This is a genomic window from Nannocystis sp., from assembly GCF_016714285.1.
Classification (GTDB): domain Bacteria; phylum Myxococcota_A; class Polyangia; order Nannocystales; family Nannocystaceae; genus Nannocystis.
Window position 1 is genome coordinate 227,830 of sequence record NZ_JADJNN010000001.1, and the last position, 20,922, is coordinate 248,751.

The 20,922-nt window shown below is 71.7% G+C and carries 17 protein-coding genes and 1 pseudogene; 10 read left to right on the top strand and 8 right to left on the bottom strand.

Annotated elements, in window-relative coordinates; genetic code table 11:
* Window positions 1–5: 5 nt before the first annotated feature.
* A complete protein-coding gene (locus IPJ59_RS01000; protein ID WP_293269371.1) occupies window positions 6–755 on the bottom strand; it encodes a hypothetical protein in 750 nt (249 codons plus the stop codon).
* Between the two features lie 71 nt (window positions 756–826).
* Here IPJ59_RS01000 and IPJ59_RS01005 point away from each other — a divergent pair.
* From IPJ59_RS01005 to ruvA, 3 genes and pseudogenes are all read left to right on the top strand, one after another.
* Window positions 827–1,572 (top strand): annotated as a pseudogene (locus IPJ59_RS01005) (YebC/PmpR family DNA-binding transcriptional regulator).
* A 1-nt stretch (window position 1,573) separates the two neighbouring features.
* The gene (ruvC, locus tag IPJ59_RS01010) at window positions 1,574–2,080 is read left to right on the top strand and encodes a crossover junction endodeoxyribonuclease RuvC (RefSeq protein ID WP_293269373.1); all 507 of its coding nucleotides are present in this window, start codon (window positions 1,574–1,576) and stop codon (window positions 2,078–2,080) included.
* Window positions 2,081–2,123: 43 nt separating this feature from the next.
* A complete protein-coding gene (gene ruvA / locus IPJ59_RS01015) occupies window positions 2,124–2,750 on the top strand; it encodes a Holliday junction branch migration protein RuvA (RefSeq protein WP_293256180.1) in 627 nt (208 codons plus the stop codon).
* On the opposite strand, the gene IPJ59_RS01020 is transcribed toward ruvA, so the two are convergent.
* From IPJ59_RS01020 to IPJ59_RS01040, 5 genes are read right to left on the bottom strand one after another with little or no spacing between them, the layout of a single operon-like run.
* The gene (locus tag IPJ59_RS01020) at window positions 2,732–4,114 is read right to left on the bottom strand and encodes a trypsin-like serine protease (RefSeq protein WP_293269375.1); all 1,383 of its coding nucleotides are present in this window, start codon (window positions 4,112–4,114) and stop codon (window positions 2,732–2,734) included. The genes ruvA and IPJ59_RS01020 overlap by 19 nt on opposite strands.
* A complete protein-coding gene (locus IPJ59_RS01025; RefSeq protein WP_293269377.1) occupies window positions 4,111–5,022 on the bottom strand; it encodes a hypothetical protein in 912 nt (303 codons plus the stop codon). The genes IPJ59_RS01020 and IPJ59_RS01025 overlap by 4 nt, the downstream gene beginning before the upstream one ends.
* A 15-nt stretch (window positions 5,023–5,037) precedes the next feature.
* Complete coding sequence (locus tag IPJ59_RS01030; protein WP_293269378.1) at window positions 5,038–5,913, bottom strand: HTTM domain-containing protein; 876 nt, start codon at window positions 5,911–5,913, stop codon at window positions 5,038–5,040.
* Window positions 5,914–5,962: 49 nt separating this feature from the next.
* Window positions 5,963–6,538 carry a hypothetical protein gene (locus IPJ59_RS01035; protein ID WP_293269379.1) on the bottom strand — a complete coding sequence of 192 codons (576 nt, stop codon included), beginning with the start codon at window positions 6,536–6,538 and terminating at the stop codon, window positions 5,963–5,965.
* Window positions 6,535–7,290 carry a DUF5995 family protein gene (locus tag IPJ59_RS01040; protein ID WP_293256165.1) on the bottom strand — a complete coding sequence of 252 codons (756 nt, stop codon included), beginning with the start codon at window positions 7,288–7,290 and terminating at the stop codon, window positions 6,535–6,537. Before IPJ59_RS01040 ends, IPJ59_RS01035 begins: the two co-directional genes overlap by 4 nt.
* 76 nt (window positions 7,291–7,366) lie before the next feature.
* Between IPJ59_RS01040 and IPJ59_RS01045 the strand changes: the two genes are divergently transcribed.
* The 4 genes from IPJ59_RS01045 to IPJ59_RS01060 all read left to right on the top strand — a co-directional run bounded on the left by IPJ59_RS01045 (window position 7,367) and on the right by IPJ59_RS01060 (window position 14,462).
* Window positions 7,367–8,497 (top strand): hypothetical protein, encoded by a 1,131-nt coding sequence (locus tag IPJ59_RS01045; protein ID WP_293269381.1) that lies wholly within the window; start codon window positions 7,367–7,369, stop codon window positions 8,495–8,497.
* Window positions 8,498–8,709: 212 nt separating this feature from the next.
* Window positions 8,710–9,744: a penicillin-insensitive murein endopeptidase gene (locus IPJ59_RS01050; RefSeq protein WP_293269383.1), complete on the top strand. Its 1,035-nt coding sequence runs from the start codon at window positions 8,710–8,712 to the stop codon at window positions 9,742–9,744.
* 41 nt (window positions 9,745–9,785) lie between these two features.
* Window positions 9,786–11,159 carry a GTPase HflX gene (gene hflX, locus IPJ59_RS01055; RefSeq protein ID WP_293269384.1) on the top strand — a complete coding sequence of 458 codons (1,374 nt, stop codon included), beginning with the start codon at window positions 9,786–9,788 and terminating at the stop codon, window positions 11,157–11,159.
* A gap of 39 nt (window positions 11,160–11,198) precedes the next feature.
* A complete protein-coding gene (locus IPJ59_RS01060) occupies window positions 11,199–14,462 on the top strand; it encodes a DEAD/DEAH box helicase family protein (RefSeq protein ID WP_293269386.1) in 3,264 nt (1,087 codons plus the stop codon).
* 7 nt (window positions 14,463–14,469) lie between these two features.
* Here IPJ59_RS01060 and IPJ59_RS01065 read toward each other — a convergent pair whose 3' ends face one another.
* Window positions 14,470–14,730: a MerR family transcriptional regulator gene (locus IPJ59_RS01065; RefSeq protein ID WP_293256147.1), complete on the bottom strand. Its 261-nt coding sequence runs from the start codon at window positions 14,728–14,730 to the stop codon at window positions 14,470–14,472.
* A 192-nt stretch (window positions 14,731–14,922) separates the two neighbouring features.
* Between IPJ59_RS01065 and IPJ59_RS01070 the strand changes: the two genes are divergently transcribed.
* The 3 genes from IPJ59_RS01070 to dpdA all read left to right on the top strand — a co-directional run bounded on the left by IPJ59_RS01070 (window position 14,923) and on the right by dpdA (window position 17,043).
* On the top strand, window positions 14,923–15,171 hold the full coding sequence (locus tag IPJ59_RS01070) for a hypothetical protein (protein WP_293269388.1): 249 nt from the start codon (window positions 14,923–14,925) through the stop codon (window positions 15,169–15,171).
* Between the two features lie 324 nt (window positions 15,172–15,495).
* A complete protein-coding gene (locus IPJ59_RS01075; protein ID WP_293269390.1) occupies window positions 15,496–15,732 on the top strand; it encodes a hypothetical protein in 237 nt (78 codons plus the stop codon).
* An 18-nt stretch (window positions 15,733–15,750) separates the two neighbouring features.
* Window positions 15,751–17,043, top strand: coding sequence for a tRNA-guanine transglycosylase DpdA (gene dpdA, locus IPJ59_RS01080; protein WP_293269392.1), 1,293 nt, complete (start codon window positions 15,751–15,753; stop codon window positions 17,041–17,043).
* Here the strand turns inward: dpdA and IPJ59_RS01085 are convergent.
* Entirely contained in the window at window positions 17,012–20,842 is a 3,831-nt protein-coding gene (locus tag IPJ59_RS01085; protein ID WP_293269394.1) for a hypothetical protein, read from the bottom strand. The genes dpdA and IPJ59_RS01085 overlap by 32 nt on opposite strands.
* Between the last annotated feature and the right edge of the window lie 80 nt (window positions 20,843–20,922).

Genomic DNA, 20,922 nt, shown 5'->3' on the forward strand with positions numbered 1-20,922 from the left:
CCAGCTCAGCCGCCGCACTGCGCGGTGTGACAGCCGGTCATGGCCTTCCAGTCGACGACGCCGGCGACGTGGGCCAACGCGCAGTCGTTCTGGCAGTCGGCGAGGCACTGGTTGTCGCCGGGCAGGCACTGGGCGGTGCACTCGCTGACGCAGGTGTCGAGCGCGGTGCACTCCGGGTTGGCCGCGCAGGCGGCCTCCTGGGCGCCGCACATGATCGGGCAGAACTCGGCGCAGGGGCCCTGAATGCAGTTCGAGATGGCGGTGAGGATCTGGACCGATTCGAGCGCGCCGGGGCAGCCCGGCCACTTGTCCACGCAGGGCTCGTCGCTGATGCACGCCCACGCGGTGGTGCAGGGGTCCGACTGGGCGCACATGGTGAGGAGCTCGCAGCACTCGGCGGTCACGCAGGTGGCGCAGGCCTTGAGGCTCACGGCGCCGCCGAGCACACCCACCGCCGGGCACTCGCCGGGTGGGACCATGGTGGTGGCGTCGCCGCTGCTGCTGATGTCGACGCTGGTGGTGCTGGTGCTGCCAGGGGTGCCGGTGGTGGTGCTTGTGCTGGTGCTGTCGCTGCTGGTGGGGCTGGTGTCGGGGCCGCTGCTCGGCTCGCCGGTGGCGCTGGTGGGCGGCGTGTGAGCGGTCGTCGACGAGGCCGGGTCGGTGTTGCCGGAGTCGCTGGCGGAGATTCCCGGTCGATTGTCGACGAAGCAGCCGGCGGCCAGCAGGGCGGCGGCGGCGAGGGTCCGCGGCGTCATGGCGGCGATCCTAACACCGCGGGGCCACTTCCAGGCGCGCGTGCGCCTGTGGTAGGAAGCCACCAGCAGTCATGTCCGGCCACAGCAAATGGTCCACCATCAAGCGCAAGAAGGGGGCGCTCGACGCCCAGCGCGGCAAGATCTTTACCAAGATCGCCCGCGAGATCATGGTCGCGGCCAAAGAGGGGGGCGGCGACCCCTCGGGTAACCCGCGCCTGCGCACCGCGCTGGCGGCCGCCCGCGCGGCGAACATGCCGCGTGACAACCAGGATCGGGCGATCAAGAAGGGCACCGGCGATCTGGCGGGCGTCACCTTCGAGACGCTGCAGTACGAGGCCGCGGACCGGCGGGGTCGTGCTTTATCGTCGAGATCCTGACCGACAACAAGAACCGTACGGTCGCCGAGATCCGCACGCTGTTCGGCAAGTCCGGCGGCGAGATGGTCAGCAGCGGCGCGGTGTCGTGGATGTTCGTGCGCCGCGGCGTGCTCGAGGTGGCCCGGTCGAAGATCAGCGAGGAGGCGCTGATGGAGCGGGCGCTGTCCGCGGGCGGCGAGGACATCGAGGACTGGGGCGAGACCTGGGCGGTGTACTGCGAGCCGTCCAGCTTCAACGAGCTGCAGACGGCGCTCGCCGACCTCGAGCCGAGCGGCGAGATCCAGTACCTGCCGAAGCCCGAGTCGGAGATCAGCGTGAGCGGCGACGCGGCGGTGTCGGTGGCCAAGTTGTGGGCCAAGCTCGACGAGCACGACGACGTCCAGAAGTGCTACCTGAACGCCTCGCTGCCGGACGAAGTGCTGGAGGAGTACGGCCCCTGAGGTGCGGATCCTCGGCGTCGACCCGGGCACGCGGGTGGTCGGCTACGGCCTCGTCGATCGCGGCGAGGCCGGCTTCACCTACGTGGAGTGCGGGGTGATCCGGCTCGCCGAGTCGGACCCGATGCCCGCGCGTCTGCTGACCCTCGCGGGCGAGCTGTCGGCGATCATCCACGAGTACCGCCCGGCGGTGGTCGCCCTCGAGACGGCCTTCCACGGGGTCAACGCCAGCTCGGCGCTCAAGCTCGGGCAGGCCCGCGGCGCGGTGATGCTGATCGCGGCGCAGCACCAGCTGGAGCTGGCCGAGTACGCGCCGGCGCTGGTCAAGCGGGCGGTGGTCGGGCACGGGCGCGCGACCAAGCAGGAGGTGCAGATCCGGATCCAGCGGCTGTGTCGGCTGAGCCGCGAGCCCACGAGCGACGCCGCCGACGCGCTGGCGCTGGCGCTGTGCCACGCGCAGCTCGGCGGCCGCGTCGACCTGTCCGCGAGGACAGCCCGGAGGCCGCGGTGATCGGCGGTAGCGACCTGTCCGCGAGGACAGCCCGGAGGCCGCGGTGATCGGCTGGCTCTCGGGGGTGGTGGTGGCCCGCGACGCGGCCCAGGGCGTGGTCGTGATCAACGTCAGCGGGGTCGGCTACGAGGTCCGGGTGTCGCTGCAGACGCTGGCCGAGGTAGGCGACCTCGACGAGCTGTGCACGCTGTGGATCTACACCTACGTGCGCGAGGACCAGCTGCTGCTGTACGGCTTCGCGTCGCCGGCCGAGAAGCGGCTGTTCCTGCTGCTCAACAGCGTGCCGAAGGTGGGGCCGAAGCACGCGCTGGCGGCCCTCGGCGGCTTCCCCTTCGCCGAGCTGGTCGATCATCTGCGTCAGGGCCGGCACGACCAGCTGCAGAAGATCCCCGGCATCGGCAAGAAGACGGCGGAGCAGATCTTGCTGTCGCTGGGGGACAAGGTCGGCGACCTGATCACGGGCGAGGCGATCGCGGTCGCCAACGTGCCGCGGGCGGACGGCGGCTCGGGGCTGCAGGACGAGGCGCGGGCGGTGCTGGTCGAGCTCGGGTGGCGGCTCAAGGAGGTCGACGCTGCGATCGCCCGGGTGGTCGCGGCGGGCTGGAAGGACGCGGACGGGGCGCTCGACGACCTGGTGCGGCGGGCCCTGGCTCAGCTGATGGAGCGCTGAGGGCGACGGCGTCGCAGCAGGAGTGCGAGTGGTGCGGCGGGCCCTGGCTCAGCTGATGGAGCGCTAGGCGACGGCGTAGCAGCAGCAGGGAGGCCGACGGTGGCCAGCGGGATGGTGGCCGGGGTGGCGGCAGCCGCAGCCCGTCGGCGAGCTCGGTCGTGCCAGGGTTCGCCGCTGGTGTCGCTGCTGGTGTCGCTGTTGGCTTCGCCGCTGCTGGTCGGCGCCTGGGCGGTCTCGATGTGGAGCTGCAGCGGGGGCGAGATGCCCTCATTGCCGGCGAGGTCGGTGGCGACGGCCTCCAGGGTGTAGGTGCCGGGCTTGAACTCGAGCGCGGGGTCGTCGTAGAGCACGGACGCGTCGATGCGGGTGGTGCCGGGGACGTCCTTGCCGTCGACGCGCAGGTGCAGGTCGCGGAAGCCCCAGCCGACATCGGCCGCCTCGACGGCGATCAGGAGGGCCTGCTTGGGCTGGTCGGTGACAAACACGCTGCCCTCGCCGGGCGCGGTGATCTCGACGGTCGGCGGGGTGGTGTCGGGGTCGGCCGGGAATGGCGCGCCGCAGCTCGCCGACCAGTCGGTGACGGGGCCGCCGCTGCAACCATTGTCCCAGGTGCCGGCGGGCGTGCCTGGCTCGATGGGGAAGTCGGTGCATAACGCGGACGGGGCCCAGTTGCCGTCGGCGTCGCCGCAGGGGGTGAGGTCGATGCCGGAGGCGGCCTCGAGCCAGGGTAGCTGTAAATGTAGCTGCGAATAGTAGGTGCCCTCGCCGCAGGGGCTGCCGTAGGAGACGATGCCGAAGCTGCGCCAGCTGCCGTCGTCGAGGCGGAGGAAGGCGGGGCCGCCGGAGTCGCCGTTGCAGGCGTCCATGCCGTCGCCGCCGATGAACACCTCGTCGTCGAAGAACTGCACGATCGGTGTGGTGGTGATGCGCTTGGGGCCCTGGGGCAGGTTGCCCTCGGCGAGGCCGAAGCCGACCAGGGTGGCCTTGCGCCCGATCTGGACGGCGTCGGCCTCGCAGGCCGAGAGCGCGGGCACGATCGGGACGTCGAGGATCGGCGTGGCGAGGCGGCAGAAGGCGACGTCGCGGCCGAAGCCGACGCCGCCGTCCGGGTTGACCTCGCAGTGCTCGACGGGCACGCGGCGGGCCGGGCTGCGAAAGTCCTCGCCGAGCTGCAGCTCGGTGACCTCGGCGCCGCAGTGCCACGCGTAGACGATTAGCTCCGGGTGGATCAGGGTGCCGGTGCAGGTGCCCTCGTCGATGCTGACGACGCTCGGCCAGGCGCAGGTGGCTGCATTGTCGCCGCCGTAGATCGGGGTGGTCGGCGCGAACGCGAGGGCGAGGGACAATGTGAGGATCGCGGTCATGGGCAGTCCTTCGGGTCGCTGCCCTCACCGCACAGGTCGGTGCCCTCGGGCTCGTCGCACTGATTGTCGTCGGCCCACGGGCAATAGCCGCAGTCCCAGATGTCGGAGCCGGGCGGGCACATGCCGCCCATGCCCATCTCCTCGCAGACGCCGTCCTTCGGGTGGGCGCAGCAGTCGACGGCGTCGGAGCCGGGCGGGCACAGGCCGTCCGAGTCCTCGATCTCGTCGCAGACGCCGTCCTCCGGGGTGGGGCAATAGCCGCAGTCGAACATGTCGCTGCCCTGCGGGCACTGGCCGCCCATGCCCATTTCGTCGCAGACGCCGTCCTCGATGCTGGCGCAGCAGTCGTTCTTGTCGGTGCCCGGGGCGCACAGGTCGGGCTCGTCGCAGCCGCCGTCGTCGGTATAGATGCAGTAGCCGCAGTCGAACATGTCGGTGCCGGGCGGGCAGTCGCCGCCCATGCCGAACTCCTCGCAGACGCCGGCCTGGGTGGCGCAGCAGTCGTTCACGTCGCTGCCGGCGGGGCAGAACTCGGGGACGTCGCAGCTGCCGTCGTCGGTGTAGGGGCACTGGCCGTCGGGTCGGCAGAGGTTGCCCGAGTTGCAGGCGAGGTCGGGGCCGCAGGCCGCCTCGGGGCCGCAGACGCAGCCGTCGCTGCCCGGCTCGCAGTCGAGGGCGATGCAGACGGCGAACACGCAGACGAGATCGTCGGCGCAGGCGAGGTCGTCGCCGCAGGGGCAGTTCTCCTGTCCCGAAGGACAGGTCGGGCCGGTGCTCGCGGTGGTCGTGGGTTCGCCCGCGGTGGTCCCCGCGCTGGTGCTGGCGTCGCTGGCGTCGCTCGAACCCGTGGCCGAGTCGCCGGGGGCGGTGCAGGCGAGGAGGGGGACGAGGGCGAGCCAGGGGCGCATCGAGCCCGAGTCATATCAGGAATGCGCGGGTCTTGGGGGCGGCTCTCGTCGACGAGCCCAGGGCGGCGAGTCGCCGAAGAATGTCACGATCCGCTGGGCCCGCACGGGGTCGACGAATACCGCGTAGAACGCGATCATCTGCAGGCTGAAGTAGATCAGCTGATACATGGTGAGGGCGACCAGGAGGTGCATGCCGACGCCGAGCAGGAAGCCGAGCGGGCGTAATCTACGTACGCCGAGCAGGAGGGGGGCCAGCAATTCGAAGCCGAGGGCGGTGTGCTGCTGGACGGTGAAGGTCCAGGTCGGCAGGGTGCGGACCATCCAGGCGGCGGCGTCGGTCATGTAGAGGCCCTGGATCTGCATCCACAGGACGTCGTCATGCGCGAGCCAGTCGCCGTAGGCGGCCTTGCACACGCCGGAGCCGGCGTAGTGGAGGAGCAGGCTGAGCTGGAGGACGCGGATCGGCCAGGCGGGTATGTTGGCACCCGCGGGGGCGAGCAGCAGGAGCGTGAGGGAGAAGATGTAGAGGCGATTGAGGGTGAACGCGGAGATCGGGTCGGCGAGGGTGACGTAGATGACGCAGGCGAGGGCGACGGCGGTCGCGGGCCGGCGCAGGCGGCCGAACATGGCGAGGGCGACGCTGGCGAAGCAGACGATCGCGAAGGGGACGAGCCACGATTCGGGGAGCAGCGGGACGCCGGGGGCGTGGCCGCGGTCGGCGGCGACCGAGGGGTGAAAGCCGATATCGGTGAGCCACTCGCGGGCGTAGGCGAAGCGGGCGGCGAGGTAGTAGGCGAGGGTCGCGAGCATGGCGACGCGAAACAGCTCGAGGCGGGCCGCCGGGACCTGGGCGTACCAGAACTCCTGCCAATGTGCGTACAGGCGCCTCACGGGGCCTCCGGGCGGTGCGTGCGCGAGGGCCAATGTGCGTACCGGCGCCTCACGGGGCCTCCGGGCGGTGGACGGAGAGGATCCGCATGCGATTGGCGGGCAGCTTCTCCACCGGCGGCGGGTCCCAGCGGCCGGGCGGGGGGCGGTCCTCGAGCGGGGCGAACCAGGTCCACACAAAGCGCAGCTCGCCGGGCTGGCGGCGATCGGGGTGGAGCTCGCGGTGGCGGGCGAAGATGAATGCGGCGACCTCGTCGCGGCCGCGCTGGCCCTTGCTGCCCCAGTCGATCAGGAAGCGGTGTAAGCGGGTGCGATGGCCGAAGGGCTGCATCGGGAAGTATTCGCGGGTGTCGAGGGTCTGCCAGTCGGGGCGACCGGGGCCGCGGACCTGCACGTAATAGGCGTTCCAGCTGGTTGGGCGGGTGGTGAAGAGGCAGGCGATATCGTGGCAGGCGTGGAGGAAGCGCGGCTCGGTCGGCCAGATGCGGCGGCTGACGGCGCCGTGCCAGAACACGGGGATCAGCCACAGGACCAGGAAGGCGGCCACGCAGAGGCGGTCCCACCAGCGCGGCCGGCCGGGAACGCTCGGCGGATCCTCGGGGCGCGGGCTGTCGCGGGGTGGGGTCATTGCACGCGCAGCAGGGCGTCGGTGAGGGTCGCCACGTCGTCGGCCTCTTGCAGGCGGATCAGCGCGAGCGCGGCGCTCGTGGTCGGATCGGGGCGGGTGATGAGGCGGCCGAGGGTGGCGGTCTGCTGGTCGAGCAGGGCGATCGCCATGCCGTGGTGCTCGGGCGGCAAGGTGGCGAGCACGGTCGCCACGCGCCAGGCCTGCTTGCGGGCCTTGGCGATGGCGAAGCCGGCGAAGGTCTCGTCGGCGGCGCCGCAGAAGCGATCGAGGGTGGCGAGCATCGGCGAGGCCTCGCCGAGCGCCGCCTGGACGCCGGAGAGCAGCTCGGCGAGGACGTCGTTGATGCGGTCGAAGTCGGCGTGGAGGCCCTCGATCGCCGGGCCGGGGCAGACGCTGGCGGCGGCGATGCCGAGGTCGAGGTTGATGTGGGCGTTCATCCCGAGCAGCAGGTGCTGCAGGCCGATCAGCGAGACGTCGTCGGACGCGGCGAAGGCCACGCGCCAGCTCTTGGTGACCGGGCCGCCGCGCGCGTGGCCAGCGAAGGCGTCGAGGTAGCGCGAGGCGAACACGGTGTCGAGCCGGTCCATGCGCGGGCCGTCCTCGAAGCGGCCGCGCTGGATGCCCTCACGCACGCGCGCGGTGACGAGGCGGTAGAGCGCGGCGAACAGGGACAGGCGGCTGCCGCGGGCGCGGGTGTCGGCGAGGATCTGGTCGAGGCTGACGAGGACCTCGTCGATGTTGGTGGCGGGCATGTGGTTCCTCGCGGCGAGGATACCCGCCGCTGTGCCGCTTGTGCAGCGCGGGGGCGCAGGCTAGCGTCGCGGCGCCATGTCCCCCCGCAATGTCTTCGTGGTCGCCGCGCTGGCGGCCGGGTGCTCGCTGTTCAAGGTCACGATCGACACGCCGGAGAGCCGGCGAAAGGCCGAGGAGGCGCGCCAGGCCGAGGCCGCGGCGGCGCAGCAGAAGGCCGCGGCGCAGGCCAAGGAGGCGGAGCAGCAGGCCGCGGCGGCGCAGCAGGCGAGGGACCAGGCGACGGTCGCCGAGCTCGAGGCGCTGCGGGCCGAGCTGACCCGCGGACCCGACGGGGGCAAGGCGATCGCGTTCGCGGACAAGGTGGCCGCCGCGAAGGACAGCCCGGCGGCGCGCGACGGTCGGCTCAATATGGACAGCCTGCACCCCGAGGCGCTCGGGTACCTCGAGCGGGCGATCGACGCGGCGCCGAGCCACGACCTGTTCCTCGCGCTCGACGTGGCGGCGGGCGGGGCCGATGGCGATCCGGTGGTGCGGCGCGCGTGCCCGCGGGTGCGCCCGGTGGTGCCCGGCGAGGCGCTGGCCGAGTTCACGGCGATCTGCCTGTCGCGCTCCGGCGGCGACGCGAAGCTGCTCAAGTGGCCGACGGCGAAGTCCGACCTCGCGGTGATGCGCAAGGCCCAGGACGCGCAGGCGAAGGCCGACGCGGCGGCCGCGGCTGCCGAGGCGAAGGCCGCCGAGGAGGCGCAGAAGGCCGGGGCCAACGGCGCGGTGCATGCGATCGCCGGGGTGTTCGCGGCCGGGCGCTGCGAGTTCAATGACTGCATGAAGAACGGCTGGACGACGCGCACCGACGCCGGCGAGGTGCGGGTGCGCTGCAACTTCGGCAACTGCCTCAAGGACGGCTGGACGGCGCAGCTGCCCGGCGGCGGCGAGGCGCGCACGCGCTGCAACTTCGGCGACTGCATGAAGGACGGCTGGGAGACCAGCTACCCCGACGGCAGCAGCGCCCGCACCCGCTGCAACTTCAGCAACTGCGGGAAGGACGGGTGGGAGACGACGCTGCCGAACGGCGGCTCGGCGCGCACGCGCTGCAACTTCGGCGACTGCTTCAAGGACGGCTGGGAGACCTCGCTCCCCGACGGCGGCAGCGTGCGCTGCACCTGCAACTTTCAGAAGTGCCTGACGGACGGGACCTCGTGCCAGTGAGCTGCGAGTGAAGTGCGCTGTACCAGGAAGGGTGGGGCGCGCCGCACGGACGGGACCTCGTGCCCGTGCGGGCGCTCGCGCGCGTGTGACGGGCTGACCGGGACGGGCTGGCGGGGCCTGTCATTTTGTCGCGCGGATCGTGCGCGGGCGATGGTGGATCAATCACTTGCGGGCGCGTCTGCTGGCCTGCTTCTTGCGGCGCAGCGCGACCCATGCGTCGCCGCCCGCTCGCTGCCCTCGCGCTCGCCGTGCTCACGGCCGCGGGGGCGTGCGGCGAGCCGACGCGTGATGAGGTCGCCGGTCCCTCGGGACATGTCCCTGCGGCCAGCCCCGGCGACAGCGGCGAGACCGGCAACACGGAGGAGGGGCTGATCGACCAGCGCGACGCGGGCGCGCCGGCGGCGGCCGCTGTGCTGGACCCGATCGCCGCGCTGCCGCCGACCGAGCTGCCGCTGACGCTGCTGGCGACGATGCGGGCGCAGGACCCCGCCGACGCGGCGGCGACGATCCGCAACGACGAGACGGGCGTGATCCGGCAGTACCGCGTCGGCGACCCGCTGGCCGAGGACGCGACCCTGGCGGCGGTGTCGATCGCGGCGGTCCAGATCCAGCGGGACGGCGACAGCGAGTCGCTGGCGATCCGCCGCACGTCGATCGAGCTGCGCGAGGGGGATGTGTACTATCCGGATCTGGTCGAGCCCGACGACTTCGTCGGCGTGCTGACGCAGGGGCTGCAGCTGCCGGCGGGGCTGCATTATGTGGTCAAGCGCCCGGACAACGCGTACGGCACGCCGCGCACGATCCGGGCGATCCAGGACAGCGTGCGTGCCTACCGGCAGAAGGTGCAGGGCGGGCCGCAGATCCACGTCGGCGACATCAGCCAGCGCGGCGGCGGGCACTTCCCGCCGCACCTCTCGCACCGCAACGGCCGCGACGTCGACGTGGGCTATGTGCTGCTGGGCGACGAGGCCGACGACCTGCGCTTTCGTCACGCCGGCCCGCACAACCTCGACGTCGCCCGCAGCTGGGCGCTGCTCGCCAGCTTCCTCGAGGCCGGCGAGGCGCATTACGTGTTCCTCGACTACGGGCTGCAGCGCCTGCTCTACGAGCACGCGGTCGCGGAGGGCGTGTCGGCGGAGCGGCTGGCGGAGGTGTTCCAGTACCCGCGCGGCCGCGGCGCGCCGCACGGCATCGTCCGCCACTGGCGCGGCCACAGCAATCATTTCCATGTCCGCTTCCGCGAGTGACCCCTTGTGGCCGGGCGGGCATGCCCTAAAGTCGGCGCCTCATGTCCGCGCCCAGGAGACCCCCCGCCGTGCTCGTGTCGGTCCAGACCCCGGACCGCAGCGACGAGCAACACACCGCCGACCTCGCCGAACTGAAGCGCCTGGTCGACACGCTCGGCTACGACGTGGTCGACACGGTGTCGCAGCGGCGCGAGGGGCTGTCGAAGTCGCTGGTGCTCGGCGAGGGCAAGCTGAAGGAGCTGGCGGCGCTGACCGGCGGCCGCGGGCACGTGGCCTCGGCGGTGCCGATCAAGAAGGACAAGGCCCGCCAGCGCCGCGGTGAGGGCGTCGACGACGAGCCCGAGGCGATCGAGGACGAGGAGGACGAGTACGTCGACCCGTCGGCGCCGCGGCGGCCGAAGTTCGTGATCGTCGACCACGAGATCACGCCGAACCAGGCCCGCAACCTCGAGAGCGCGACCGGGGCGACGGTGCTCGACCGCACCGGCGTGATCGTCGAGATCTTCCACCGCCACGCGCGCAGCAAGGAGGCCCGCCTGCAGGTCGAGTTGGCCCGCCTGGCCTACGTGGCGCCGCGCCTGCGCGAGGCCGGCGGCCCGAGCGAACACCAGGCCGGACGCGGCTCCGGCGAATCTGCGCTCGAGCTCGACCGGCGAAGGATCCGCGACCGCATGGCCGAGATCCGGCACGAGCTCGCCGCGATCCAGCGCGACCAGGGCACCCGCCGCGGCGGCCGACACAACACGCCGACGGTCGCGCTGGTCGGATATACGAATGCGGGCAAGTCGTCGCTGATGCGCGGCCTGACCGGCAGCGAGGTGCTGGTCGCCGACCAGCTGTTCGCCACCCTCGATACGACGGTGCGCGCGCTCCACCCGGAGAGCCACCCGCGGATCCTGGTGTCCGATACCGTGGGCTTCATCCAGAAGCTGCCGCACGACCTGGTTGCGAGCTTTCGTAGCACCCTCGACGAGGCCCGCAGCGCGGCGCTATTGCTGTATGTGCTCGACGCGAGCGACCCGACCTTCCGCCACGAGTATGAGGTGACCCGCAGCGTGCTCCGCGAGATCGAGGCCGACCAGGCGCCGTCGCTGGTGCTGCTCAATAAGATCGACCGGGTGGATGAGGCGCTGCGCGAGGCGCTGCGGGCTGAATTCCCGGACGCGATCCAGCTGTCCGCGAAGGACCCCGCGGATGTGGCGAAGCTGCGGCAGACGATCATCGAGCACGTGGCGAAGGAGATGACGGAGGCCGAGCTGTTCGTGCCGTATAAGAGCCACGGGCTGATCGCGTCGCTGCATGAGCACGCGCTGGTGCTGCGCGAGACGCATGAGGAGGAGGGGACGAGGATCGTGGTCCGGGCGCCCGAGGAGCTGCTCGAGCGGCTGCGCGGGCAGCTGGCGGCGGAGGGGTAGCGATTGCCCCTGGCATGGGGGCTGCGATAAGGTGCCGCGGTGCGCGAGCTGCCGGCCAACGAGCGTGCCCTGACCACCCGTGGCGACGACGGTGAGCTGCGGGTCGCGCCGCGGCGGATGGTGGGACGCTGGGCCGAGCTGACGCTCGAGGAGCGCGGCGATGTGCTGGCGCTGATCGATCTCCTCGGCGCGGACGGTGGGAGCGTGCACTTCGAGCTCGCGGCGCCGCCGGGGGAGCGCTGGTACGCGAGCGTGCGGCGGGGCGACGCGGACTTCGCGGCGCTGCCTGGCTTCGTGGCCGGCGAGGAGCAGCACTTCCTCGATGCGCTGCGCGGGGCGCTGGGACAGGCCGAGGCGGCGGATCTGCTGGCGGCCTTCGTGCAGCGCTCGGGCGTGCGGCTGCTGCGCGATGACATGGTGGACGCGCTGCGGCGCGGGGCGCAGCTGCGGCTGTTGACCGGCGATTACCTCGGGATCACGGCCCCGCAGGCGCTGCGCGAGCTGTGCGAGCTGGCGGCGGAATATGCAGGGTTGCAGGTCAAGGTGTATTGCAGCGAGGGGCGCAGCTTCCACCCGAAGGCGTATCTGTTTCGTCGCGGCGGGTCGGCGCTGGCGTATGTGGGCAGTAGCAATTGGAGCGAGGAGGCGTTGACCGACGGCGTGGAGTGGAACCTGCGGGCGATCGACGCGGTGCACCCGGGCGAGCTGAGGGCGATCGCGGCGCGCTTCGAGCGGCTGTGGCGGGCCCCAGCGGCGGTGCTGCTGACCCAGGCGTGGATCGAGGATTATTCGGCGCGGGCCCCGGAGGCGCAGCGGCTCGCCTGGGATCCGCCGCCGCCGCGACCCGAGCCGCACGCGATCCAGCGGCGCGCCCTGGCGGCGCTGGCGAGCACGCGAGAGGCGGGGCATGTGCGGGGATTGGTGGTGCTGGCGACGGGGCTCGGGAAGACGCTGCTGGCGGCCCTGGACGCGCTGCAGATGGGGGCGCGACGGGTGCTTTTTGTGGCCCATCGCGCGGAGATCCTCGAGCAGGCGCGGCGGGCCTTCGCGTGGGTGCTGCCGGATCGCAGCGCGGGGCGGTTCATGGGCGGCGTGCGCGAAACGGCCGCCGAGTTGGTGTTCGCGTCGGTGCAGACGCTGGGGCGGCCGGAGCAGCTGAGGCAGTGGGCGGCGGATCACTTCGACCTGATCGTGATCGATGAATTTCATCACGCGGCGGCGCTCGGATATCGCAGGGTGCTGACATACTTTCAGCCGCAGTTCATGCTGGGCCTCACGGCGACGCCGGAGCGCAGCGACGGGGCGGAGCTGCTGACGCTGTGTGACGACAACCTGGTCTTTCGCGCGGATCTCACGGAGGCGATCGCGGCGGGGCGCCTGGTGCCGTTCGCGTATCACGGGCTCAAGGACTCGGTGGATTACAAGGCGATCCCGTGGCTCTCGGGTCGCTTCGATCCCGAGGCGCTGAGCCAGGCGCTCGCCACCCAGAGCCACGCCGAGCAAGCGCTGCAGGGATACCTGGCGCACGCGCCCGATGGGCCGCGCCGCGGGCTGTGGTTCTGCGCGTCGATCCGCCACGCGGAGTTCATGGCGGAGTTCCTGCGCGAGCGCGGGATCCGGGCCGTGGCGGTGCACAGCGAGGGCGGGGCGCCGCGGAGCGCGAGCCTGCGCGAGCTCGAGGCGGGCCGGCTCGAGGCGATCACGACGGTCGACGTGTTCAACGAGGGCGTCGACGTCGCGGACGTGAATGTCGTGGTGTTGCTGCGGCCGACGGAGTCGCGGGTGGTGTTCTTGCAGCAGATCGGCCGGGGGCTGCGTCTGCCGGTGAATTCACACAAGCCGCGGCTGGTGATCCTGGACTTCATCGGCAACCATCGCAGCTTCCTGGCGCGGCCGCAGGCGCTGTTCGATATGCTCGGTGTGCATATGGGCGGACGGGCGGCGATCGGTCGCCTGCGTGACCGGAGCTTCGAGCTGCCGCCGGGGTGTAGCGTCGATATCGAGGTCGAGCTGATCGATATGCTCGCGCGGCTCGGGCGCGTGGAGGCCGGGGACCCGACGCTGGTGGCGGCGCGGCGCCTCCGCGACGAGCTGGGGCGTCGGCCGACGCTCAGTGAGCTGGGACGGGCAGGGGTGCAGGTCAGGGCGCCAGCGCGGAACTTCGGGTCGTGGTGGGACCTGCTCGCGGAGCTGGGGGCGCTCAGCGACGCGGAGGCGCGGGTGGTTGAAGTGCGGCGCGATGCCCTGGTGGCGCTCGAGCGGAGCGCCGTGCGCGAGGTGGGGCCGTGGACGGCGCTGCGCCGCTGGCTGGAGGCGGGTGGCGTCGCAGCGCCGAGCGGAGGCGTGGATGCGGCGACGCTGGCGACGCTGTGGCCCGCGGGTCTGCGGCGCAGCGGCGACGCGGTCGTGCTGCGCGTCCCGGTGGAGGTCGACGATCTACCTGTCCTCGAGGCCATGCTCGACGAGGTGGCGGCCGCGCGTGAGGACGAGGCCAGGCGTCGGGCTGCGGTCGCGGCGTTGCCGGCCGGGCTGCGCTGCAAGGTGGGCCTCAACGGACTGTGGCAGCCGAACGTCGTCGGCAGGTCCGGGAAAGCACTCAAGCCACCGAAGCCGATCCTCCGCTTCAAACGCGGCGCAATGGAAGAGGGCGTCCGCGAGGTGTGGGTCGAGGGCGACCCCTATCTGTTCGACTTCGTGTCGATCGCGGTGAATGTGGCGACGACGCGGGAGGGCGGGCCGAACGTGCTCGGAGCGATCCTCGCGGGGTTGTTCGGCCCCGATGCGGGCAAGCCGGGGACCGATCATTCGGTGGTGCTGCGCGAGCGCGAAGGCCGGTTGATGCTGGAGGTGGTGAACACGGAGGAGCCTGCGGAGGTGCCTGCGCTGCCGTATTTTGCCGATCTCGCGGTGGCCTGCGGGCTCGCGCCGGTGCAGCACGCGGACGCGGTGCCGCGGGCGATCCGGGTGCGCAGCGAGCTGCGGCTCGATCCGCGACGGCACTTCGTGGTGCGGGCGAGCGGTGACTCGATGAATGGGGGTGCACGTCCGATCCGCGACGGCGAGCTGGTGCTGTGCGCGCGGCTCCCGGCGGCGCCGCCTGACCTGGTCGACGGGAAGCCGTGCCTGCTGGTGGCGGCCGTCGGGCCCGATATGAGTGAGGCGATGATCAAGGTGCCGACCCGCGGGGCCGACGGGGCGTGGGTGCTACGGAGCTGGTCCGAGGGACAGGTCGATCTGGCGATCGATCGCTGGGAGGATCTGCGGGTCGTGGCGCGGGTGATCGAGGTCGTGACGCCGCTGTGAGCTGCGCTCACGGAGCTGGTCGGAATGCGCCGGCAGCGAGGGCAGCCTTGATCTCCTGCCAGGTCTGTCCGCGCTCGAACTGATCGCGGACCCAGGCGGCCTGCTCGACGGTGTATTCGGGCCAGAAGCTCTGCTTGCCGCGCTTGCCGCCGTAGACCAACTTCGGGGCGGGCAGCAGGCCGAGCTTCACCCAGCGAGCGACGGTTCGCGTGGTCACACCAGCGGCCTCCGCGATCAGCTTGGTCGAGACCTTGGGGGGCTCGGGCACGGGCGGAGTCTAGCGGCCGGGGCGCGAGCTTGCGCGGAGTCTCTTTTTGTTCTAAGGTGTCTCTAAATGACTCTGTTTCACGAAGAAGGGACCAGGGATGGCCGCCAGCGGCCTCCTGGTGATGGTTTGGAGCCGTTGACGCCCGCCGCACACCACGGGCCTCCGAACCTGGTCTGGAGATCGGGGTGTCGCGTGAGCGACGATCTTGATCTCGAGTTCGAGGACGCCGAGGCGGAGTACCTCGGCACCTTCGCTACGGTGGAGGATTACTTCCTCTCGCAGATTGAGCACATCTTGCAGCCCGAGGGGCTGTGGCTGCTCGAATGTCTGCACATGCCGTCGGTGCTGCTCAAGATGGAGGCCGCCGGCGCGGGGCGTCGATATCGCTACTTTGTCTGCGAGGGGAAGGTCTTTCGCGAGCTCGTCGGGGTCGCTCCATGAAGGTACCTGGCGGCACGTGCAACACCTCACCTACCTGGTTGCCAGCTGCAGCGATCGCAAGTGCGGTGTGATCGAGGAGAGGTTCCAGCTGCGCTCGCTGCGTGCCGAGGCGCCTGCGCGGCGAGTCGAGCAGTGGTGGCGTCGACTCGCGGATCCCACCGAAGCGCCGCGATATCCGGCGGTGCGCTGCTGCTCCCTATTCGGCGACGTTGCGCGGGTCCCCTACCCGTGGCGCCGGACGAGCCAGGGCGTGTCCGGGTCGAAGCGGTGTGGGCCGTGCTGGGGGTTCGGGCCGAGCTGGCCCGGGGGGGGGGGCCAGGGCCGGTGACACGGTGGTCCGCGGCGCCGGAGGCCAAGCACAACCGCGATCGCATGGACGACGAGCAAGTGCTCACATTCCTGCGTGCCGGTCTGCGCCAGGACCCGCGGGCTGGCTGGACCGTGCTGCTGCGCGCGCTGCGTGGTGACGGACGGGCTTGTGAGCAGCGCCGCCTCCGTGAGCTGCACGGCCAGGCCCGCGAGGAGCTCGCGTCCGCGGGTCGGGCGCTCGACAACGATTGAAGTTAGGTATCCACCAACATGCAGTATTTCCTCCCGGACAGCCAGGATCTCGTCGATCCCAGCTTCGACTTCACCAAGGAGAATCGCTGCGCCGATCGCCTGCGGCATCGAGACGACCAGTATGCGCACGAGGTCTTCTCGACCCGTGCATTCGATGGCATCCTCGTCTCGAAGGCGATCGTCGACGGCACCGGCGGCGCCGGCCAGGCCAGGTACACCCAGGCCCAGCGGCGCCGGCTGTTGCGTGAGGGGGTCCGCGCCTTCTTCCGGGCGGAGGAGCACCGCTGGGGCCCGCTGACCTTCATGGGCGACTGCGGGGCGTTCAGCTACGTGAAGGCCGATGCGCCGCCGTACACGGTCGATGAGGTTGTCGAGTTCTATGATCGGTGCGGTTTCGACTGCGGTATCTCCGTCGATCATGTGATCCTCGAGCATCGGCCCGAGTGGGAGGACGATCTGTTCGCGGGGGACGAGCGGGGCGTGCCCGCGGCGGTCCGTGGGCGTCAGCAGCTCACGCTGGAGCTGGCGCGCGAGTTCTTCACGACGATCAAGCGGGACAGGCTGAGGGTCATGCCGGTGGGCGTCGCCCAGGGCTGGGGGCCGCGCTCGTACGCGCATGCGGCGAGGGAGCTGCAGGAGATCGGGTATCGATATATCGCGCTCGGCGGCGTGGTGCCGTTGAAGACGCCAGACCTGCTCCGCTGCCTCGAGGCGGTCCACGCGATTCGGAGGCCGGAGACCAGGATCCACCTGCTCGGGGTCACGCGCATCGCTGCGGTGTCCGCGTTCGCCAAGTTCGGGGTCGTCAGCTTCGACAGCACCTCGCCGCTGCGCCAGGCGTTCAAGGACGACAAGGACAATTACTACACCCTCGATCGCACCTACAGCGCGATCCGGGTACCGCAGGTCCAGGGCAACTTTCGCCTCGAGGCCCGCGTTCGCTCCGGCGAGGTCGATCAGGACCTGGCCCGCGCAGCCGAGCAACGCTGTTTACAGCGGCTCGCCGAATACGACGCTGGCGCACGTGCCATCAAGAGCGTGCTCGAGGCGCTCCGAGCCTACGAGCTTATCCACGATCCTCGAACGGACCGCACCGAGATCTACCGAGAAGCCCTCGAAGCCAAACCGTGGAAGACGTGCCCGTGCGAGGTCTGCAAGCAGCTCGGGCACCACGTCATCCTATTTCGAGGTGCCGAACGCAATCGCCGCCGCGGCTTCCACAATGTGTGGACATTTTATCAGCGTCTCCGGCGCGGGCTCGCAGCGACGGCGGTTTTAGCTACCCCGGCTTGCGCTTCGCCAGCGCGCTGAAGCCCGCGACCAGCTCCGCGATGTGCTGCTCCGACTTATCGTCGTTCGCCAGGCTGTAGCCCGGCTCGCGCATCGCGGCGGGCAGCAGCGGCTTGAACATCGCGTCGAGGCGTTTCTCGACCTGGTGGATCAGCACCTCGGTGAACAGGCCCGAGATCAGCGCGCCGGCGTTATCGAGGTCGAGGTGGAAGCTCGCGTCGGCGAAGCTGTAGCGGACGCCGTTGAAGCTGTAGTCGATGCGAGCGGGGCCGTCGATCTTGATCGGGGGGTCGGCGGTGAAGCTGAGGGCGTCGGCCCGGAGCAGCATGATCAGGCAGGCTTTGGGCGGCAGCAGGAGGCTGACGAGCTTGTGGGCGAACAGGACGCGGCGGCCGTGCTCGTCGACGGGGAGCTGGTCGAGGAGGGAGCTGAGCGAGGTCTTGAGGTCGCCGGGGGACTCGCTGGCGATCTGGGGGACGTTGCGGAGCTGGCGGGCGACGACGGCCTCGAGCAGGGCGTTCTCCAGCTGGCCGAGGCCGCCGACCTGGATCTCGCCGCTTTGCAGGTGGTAGCGGACGCCGCGGAGGGACAGCTCGAAGCGCAGGCCGGGGAGGGTGGCGAACAGGCCGCGCTCGCTGATCACGGAGGCCTCCTCGTCGTCGATGCGGAGGGTGACGAGGTCGTCGGCGGGCATCGAGACGAGGACCTCGCCGAACTCGCCGGGCAGCTTCACGCGGACCAGGCCGATGCGGGTGGGGTCGCCGGCGGGGACGGGCGGCAGGGGGAACTGGCGCAGGCCGAGGCGGGCGGTCCAGGCGGGGGCGCGCGGGAGGGCGAGCACGCGGATCAGGTGGCCGAGGAGGGCGAGGGTGATCGGGCTGACGGCGTGCTTCTCGAAGTAGAGGATCTCCTCGATGCCGCTGATCTCGAGGGTCACGGCGCCGGTCTCGAAGGTGTAGCCGAGGCCGTGGAGGTAGAAGTCGGGGAGCCAGTCGATGCGGGCGCCGGAGATGAAGATGCCGGCCTTGCTGTGCAGGGCGACGCTGGTGCGGTCGAGGTGGAGGGCGATCGCGCCGTCGGTGGGGACGGAGATCCGCAGCGGGCCCCAGGCGGTGTCGCGGCCGAGGACCAGGAGGGTGTCCTGGCCGATCCTGGCCGACTCGCCGGTGGGCCAGAAGGCGTCGGCGTGCTGCTTGAGCAGGCCGCGCAGGGATTGCTCGAGGATGCGGTCGAACAGGGGGCCGGCGGGGGGCCTTGTCTGGACGTCGGCGGAGAGCGGGCGCAGGCCGACGCGGACGCCGTCGAGGTGGACGTCGAAGCCGGGGATGTGGGCGACCAGGCCGTGGCCGACGGTGATGTCGACGGCCTTGCGGGTGAGCTCGAGGTCGACGACGCGGCGCGGGTCGGCGGTGACGCGCAGGTTGCCGAGCTTCGGGACGGGGCGCTCGAACCACACGACGGAGCCGGGGACCGGTGGCGGGGTCGGGGCGGCGCCGCGGGTCGGGGCGGGCAGGGCGAGGTAGCGGGTGATGTTTGCCAGCAGATCGGGCGGGGCGAGGCGGTGAACGATGTGCTGCACGACCTCGGTGACGAGCGGGCCGACGGCGGGGTCGAACTCGGCGGTCCAGGTGTCGTCGCCGGGCTGCCAGCGCAGGCGGTGGAAGCCGATCACGGGCAGGTAGTCGGGGCGCTCGGGGCGGATCTCGAGGAAGGGGTCGACGCGCAGCTCGAGGCCGTCGTGGTCGCGCTCGAGGACGATCGCGCCGGCGGCGGGGAGGTTGATCTGGATCGGGCCGACGGGGCCGGCCTCGATGCGGGCGATCTGCCAGGGGCGGGTGGCGTCGGTGGGCGTGCCCCAGGTGGGCAGGCGTTGGCGCAGGGGGGCGAGGGCGGACTTCTCGAGGAGCCTGGTGATGATGGCGCTGAGGTAGCCGCCGAGGTCGTTGTCGGCGGACAGGCCGGCGCCGAGCTGGAAGCTCAGCTGCTTGAGCACGAGCGCGAGCTGAAGCTCGGGGATGAGGAGGGCGACGCCGGCGTCGCTGCGCAGCTCGAGGGCGGCGGGCGAGAGGCTGATGGAGATGTGGTCGGTGGGGTCCTGCTGGACGGTGAGCGGGCCGAGGACCTCGACGCGGTGGGCGTAGACGACGGCGGGGCGGGCGGCGGCGATCGTGGGGTCGATCGGGGTGCTGGCGGCGGGGCCCTTGAAGCCGAGCAGGTCGGGGATCTGGGCGACGGCGCGGTGGCGGAACAGCTGGCTGACGACCTGGTTGCCGAGGCTGCCGAGCTCCGGGGTGGCGTCGAGCTCGAGCTGGCCGCTGGCCCAGGTGTAGGTCAGGCCGCGGATCTCGGCGTCGGGCAGGAAGTCGAGGCCGGGGAAGGCGAGCTGCAGGCCGGCGGGGATCTCGAGGCGGAGGGCGTCCTCGCCGTGGCGCAGGACGATCTCCTCGTTGCGCGGGGTGTGGAGGGTGACGATCGGCTTGCCGAAGGTCGGGATGCGCAGGAGCTCGTCGGAGCTGCCGAGGGCGGCCAGGCGGGCGAGCGCGGCGCTCGGGAGCTTGCTGGCGAGGGCGCCGCGGGCGACGTGCTGGATCGCGGCCTGGGCGAAGCTGCCGAGCGCGGGCTCGGTGCGCAGCTCGAGCGAATAGGGGCCGAAGGCGATGGCGAGGTGGCGGATCTGGAGGGCTTCCACGCCGGGGAGCTCGGCGGCGCGGATGAACAGGCCGCCGGGGGCGTCGAGGGCGAGGCGGGGGCCGCGACGGCGCAGCTCGAGGTCGGCGTCGGCGGCGGTGCACAGGGCCAGGCTGCCGCGGGCGCCGAGGGGGATCACGAGGATCAGGCGGGTGTCGGGGGGGAGCGGGCCGGGGCTGAGGTGCAGGTGGGCGAGGGCGCGTAGGCGGGCGAGCGGGCTGTCTGAAGGGGCAGGTTGGGTGGTCGAAGGGGCAGGTTCGGACGGGCTGGCTGAAGGGGCAGGTTGGCTGGTGCTGTCTGAAGGGACAGGTTCGGACGATCTGTCTGAAGGGGCAGGTTGGGTGGTCGAAGGGGCAGGTTTGGCGCCGAGGCGGGCGGCGAGCTCGCTGAAGTGGGCGCGGCGGGCGGGGTCGGCGAAGGGGTCGTAGCCGGGGGCGGCGAGGGCGACGGGGAGGCGGGCGCGCAGCCAGCGGGTGGCGAACCAGGCGACCAGGCGGAGCAGGGCGTTGCGCAGCGGCTGGCCGGGCGGGCCCTCGAGCTCGAGGCGCTGGGTCGCGAACAGGTAGCGGACGGCGAGCAGGCCGATGCCGAGGCCGATGAGGCGGAGGTAGACGGCGTCGGACGCGGTGAGCTCGGCGTGCTCGCGGGCGAGGCTCAGGTCGAGGCGGGTGGTGGGTTCGAGCCACACGCTGGCCGGGCCGCGCGACCACACGCGGCGGCGACCGTCGCGGCGCGCGGGGGTGTTCTGCAGGAGGAGGTCGACGAGGCTGCGGCCGGGCTGCCAGTCGAGGACGTGGGTGAAGGCGAGGCCGAGGGCGACGGACGCGGCGCGGGCCTCGAAGGCGCCGAGGCCGACGGCGTCGTGCTGGAGGTCTGCGGTGGCGAGGTCGAGGCGGAGGTGGCGGAGGGAGAGGGTGGGGAGCTCGTCGCTGAGGAGGCGCAGGCCGCCGCCGGCGCTGACGCGCAGCTCGTCGCGGTCGAGGCTCAGGCGGATCGTCGCGCTGAGGCCGAGCTCGAGGCGCAGGGGCCCGAGCATCGGTGCGGTGAACTCGGCGAGCAGCTCGGCCGGCGGCGCCGCGGCGGCGTCGGCGGCGGGGGTGCGGTAGCTCGAGGTCGGCCGATCGTCGTCCATGCAACGGGTTTAATGGATCTGGGGCGAGGCGTGGCGGCGAGTTCTGGCGCGATCGCGGGCGGGACGACGCCGCGCGGGTC

Coding starts and splice junctions, on each gene's coding strand:
- IPJ59_RS01000 (WP_293269371.1), bottom strand. CDS start 755: ATGACGCCGCGGACCCTCGCCGCCGCCGCCCTGCTGGCCGCCGGCTGC.
- IPJ59_RS01020 (WP_293269375.1), bottom strand. CDS start 4,114: ATGACCGCGATCCTCACATTGTCCCTCGCCCTCGCGTTCGCGCCGACC.
- IPJ59_RS01025 (WP_293269377.1), bottom strand. CDS start 5,022: ATGCGCCCCTGGCTCGCCCTCGTCCCCCTCCTCGCCTGCACCGCCCCC.
- IPJ59_RS01035 (WP_293269379.1), bottom strand. CDS start 6,538: ATGACCCCACCCCGCGACAGCCCGCGCCCCGAGGATCCGCCGAGCGTT.
- IPJ59_RS01040 (WP_293256165.1), bottom strand. CDS start 7,290: ATGCCCGCCACCAACATCGACGAGGTCCTCGTCAGCCTCGACCAGATC.
- IPJ59_RS01045 (WP_293269381.1), top strand. CDS start 7,367: ATGTCCCCCCGCAATGTCTTCGTGGTCGCCGCGCTGGCGGCCGGGTGC.
- IPJ59_RS01050 (WP_293269383.1), top strand. CDS start 8,710: ATGCGTCGCCGCCCGCTCGCTGCCCTCGCGCTCGCCGTGCTCACGGCC.
- hflX (WP_293269384.1), top strand. CDS start 9,786: ATGTCCGCGCCCAGGAGACCCCCCGCCGTGCTCGTGTCGGTCCAGACC.
- dpdA (WP_293269392.1), top strand. CDS start 15,751: ATGCAGTATTTCCTCCCGGACAGCCAGGATCTCGTCGATCCCAGCTTC.
- IPJ59_RS01085 (WP_293269394.1), bottom strand. CDS start 20,842: ATGGACGACGATCGGCCGACCTCGAGCTACCGCACCCCCGCCGCCGAC.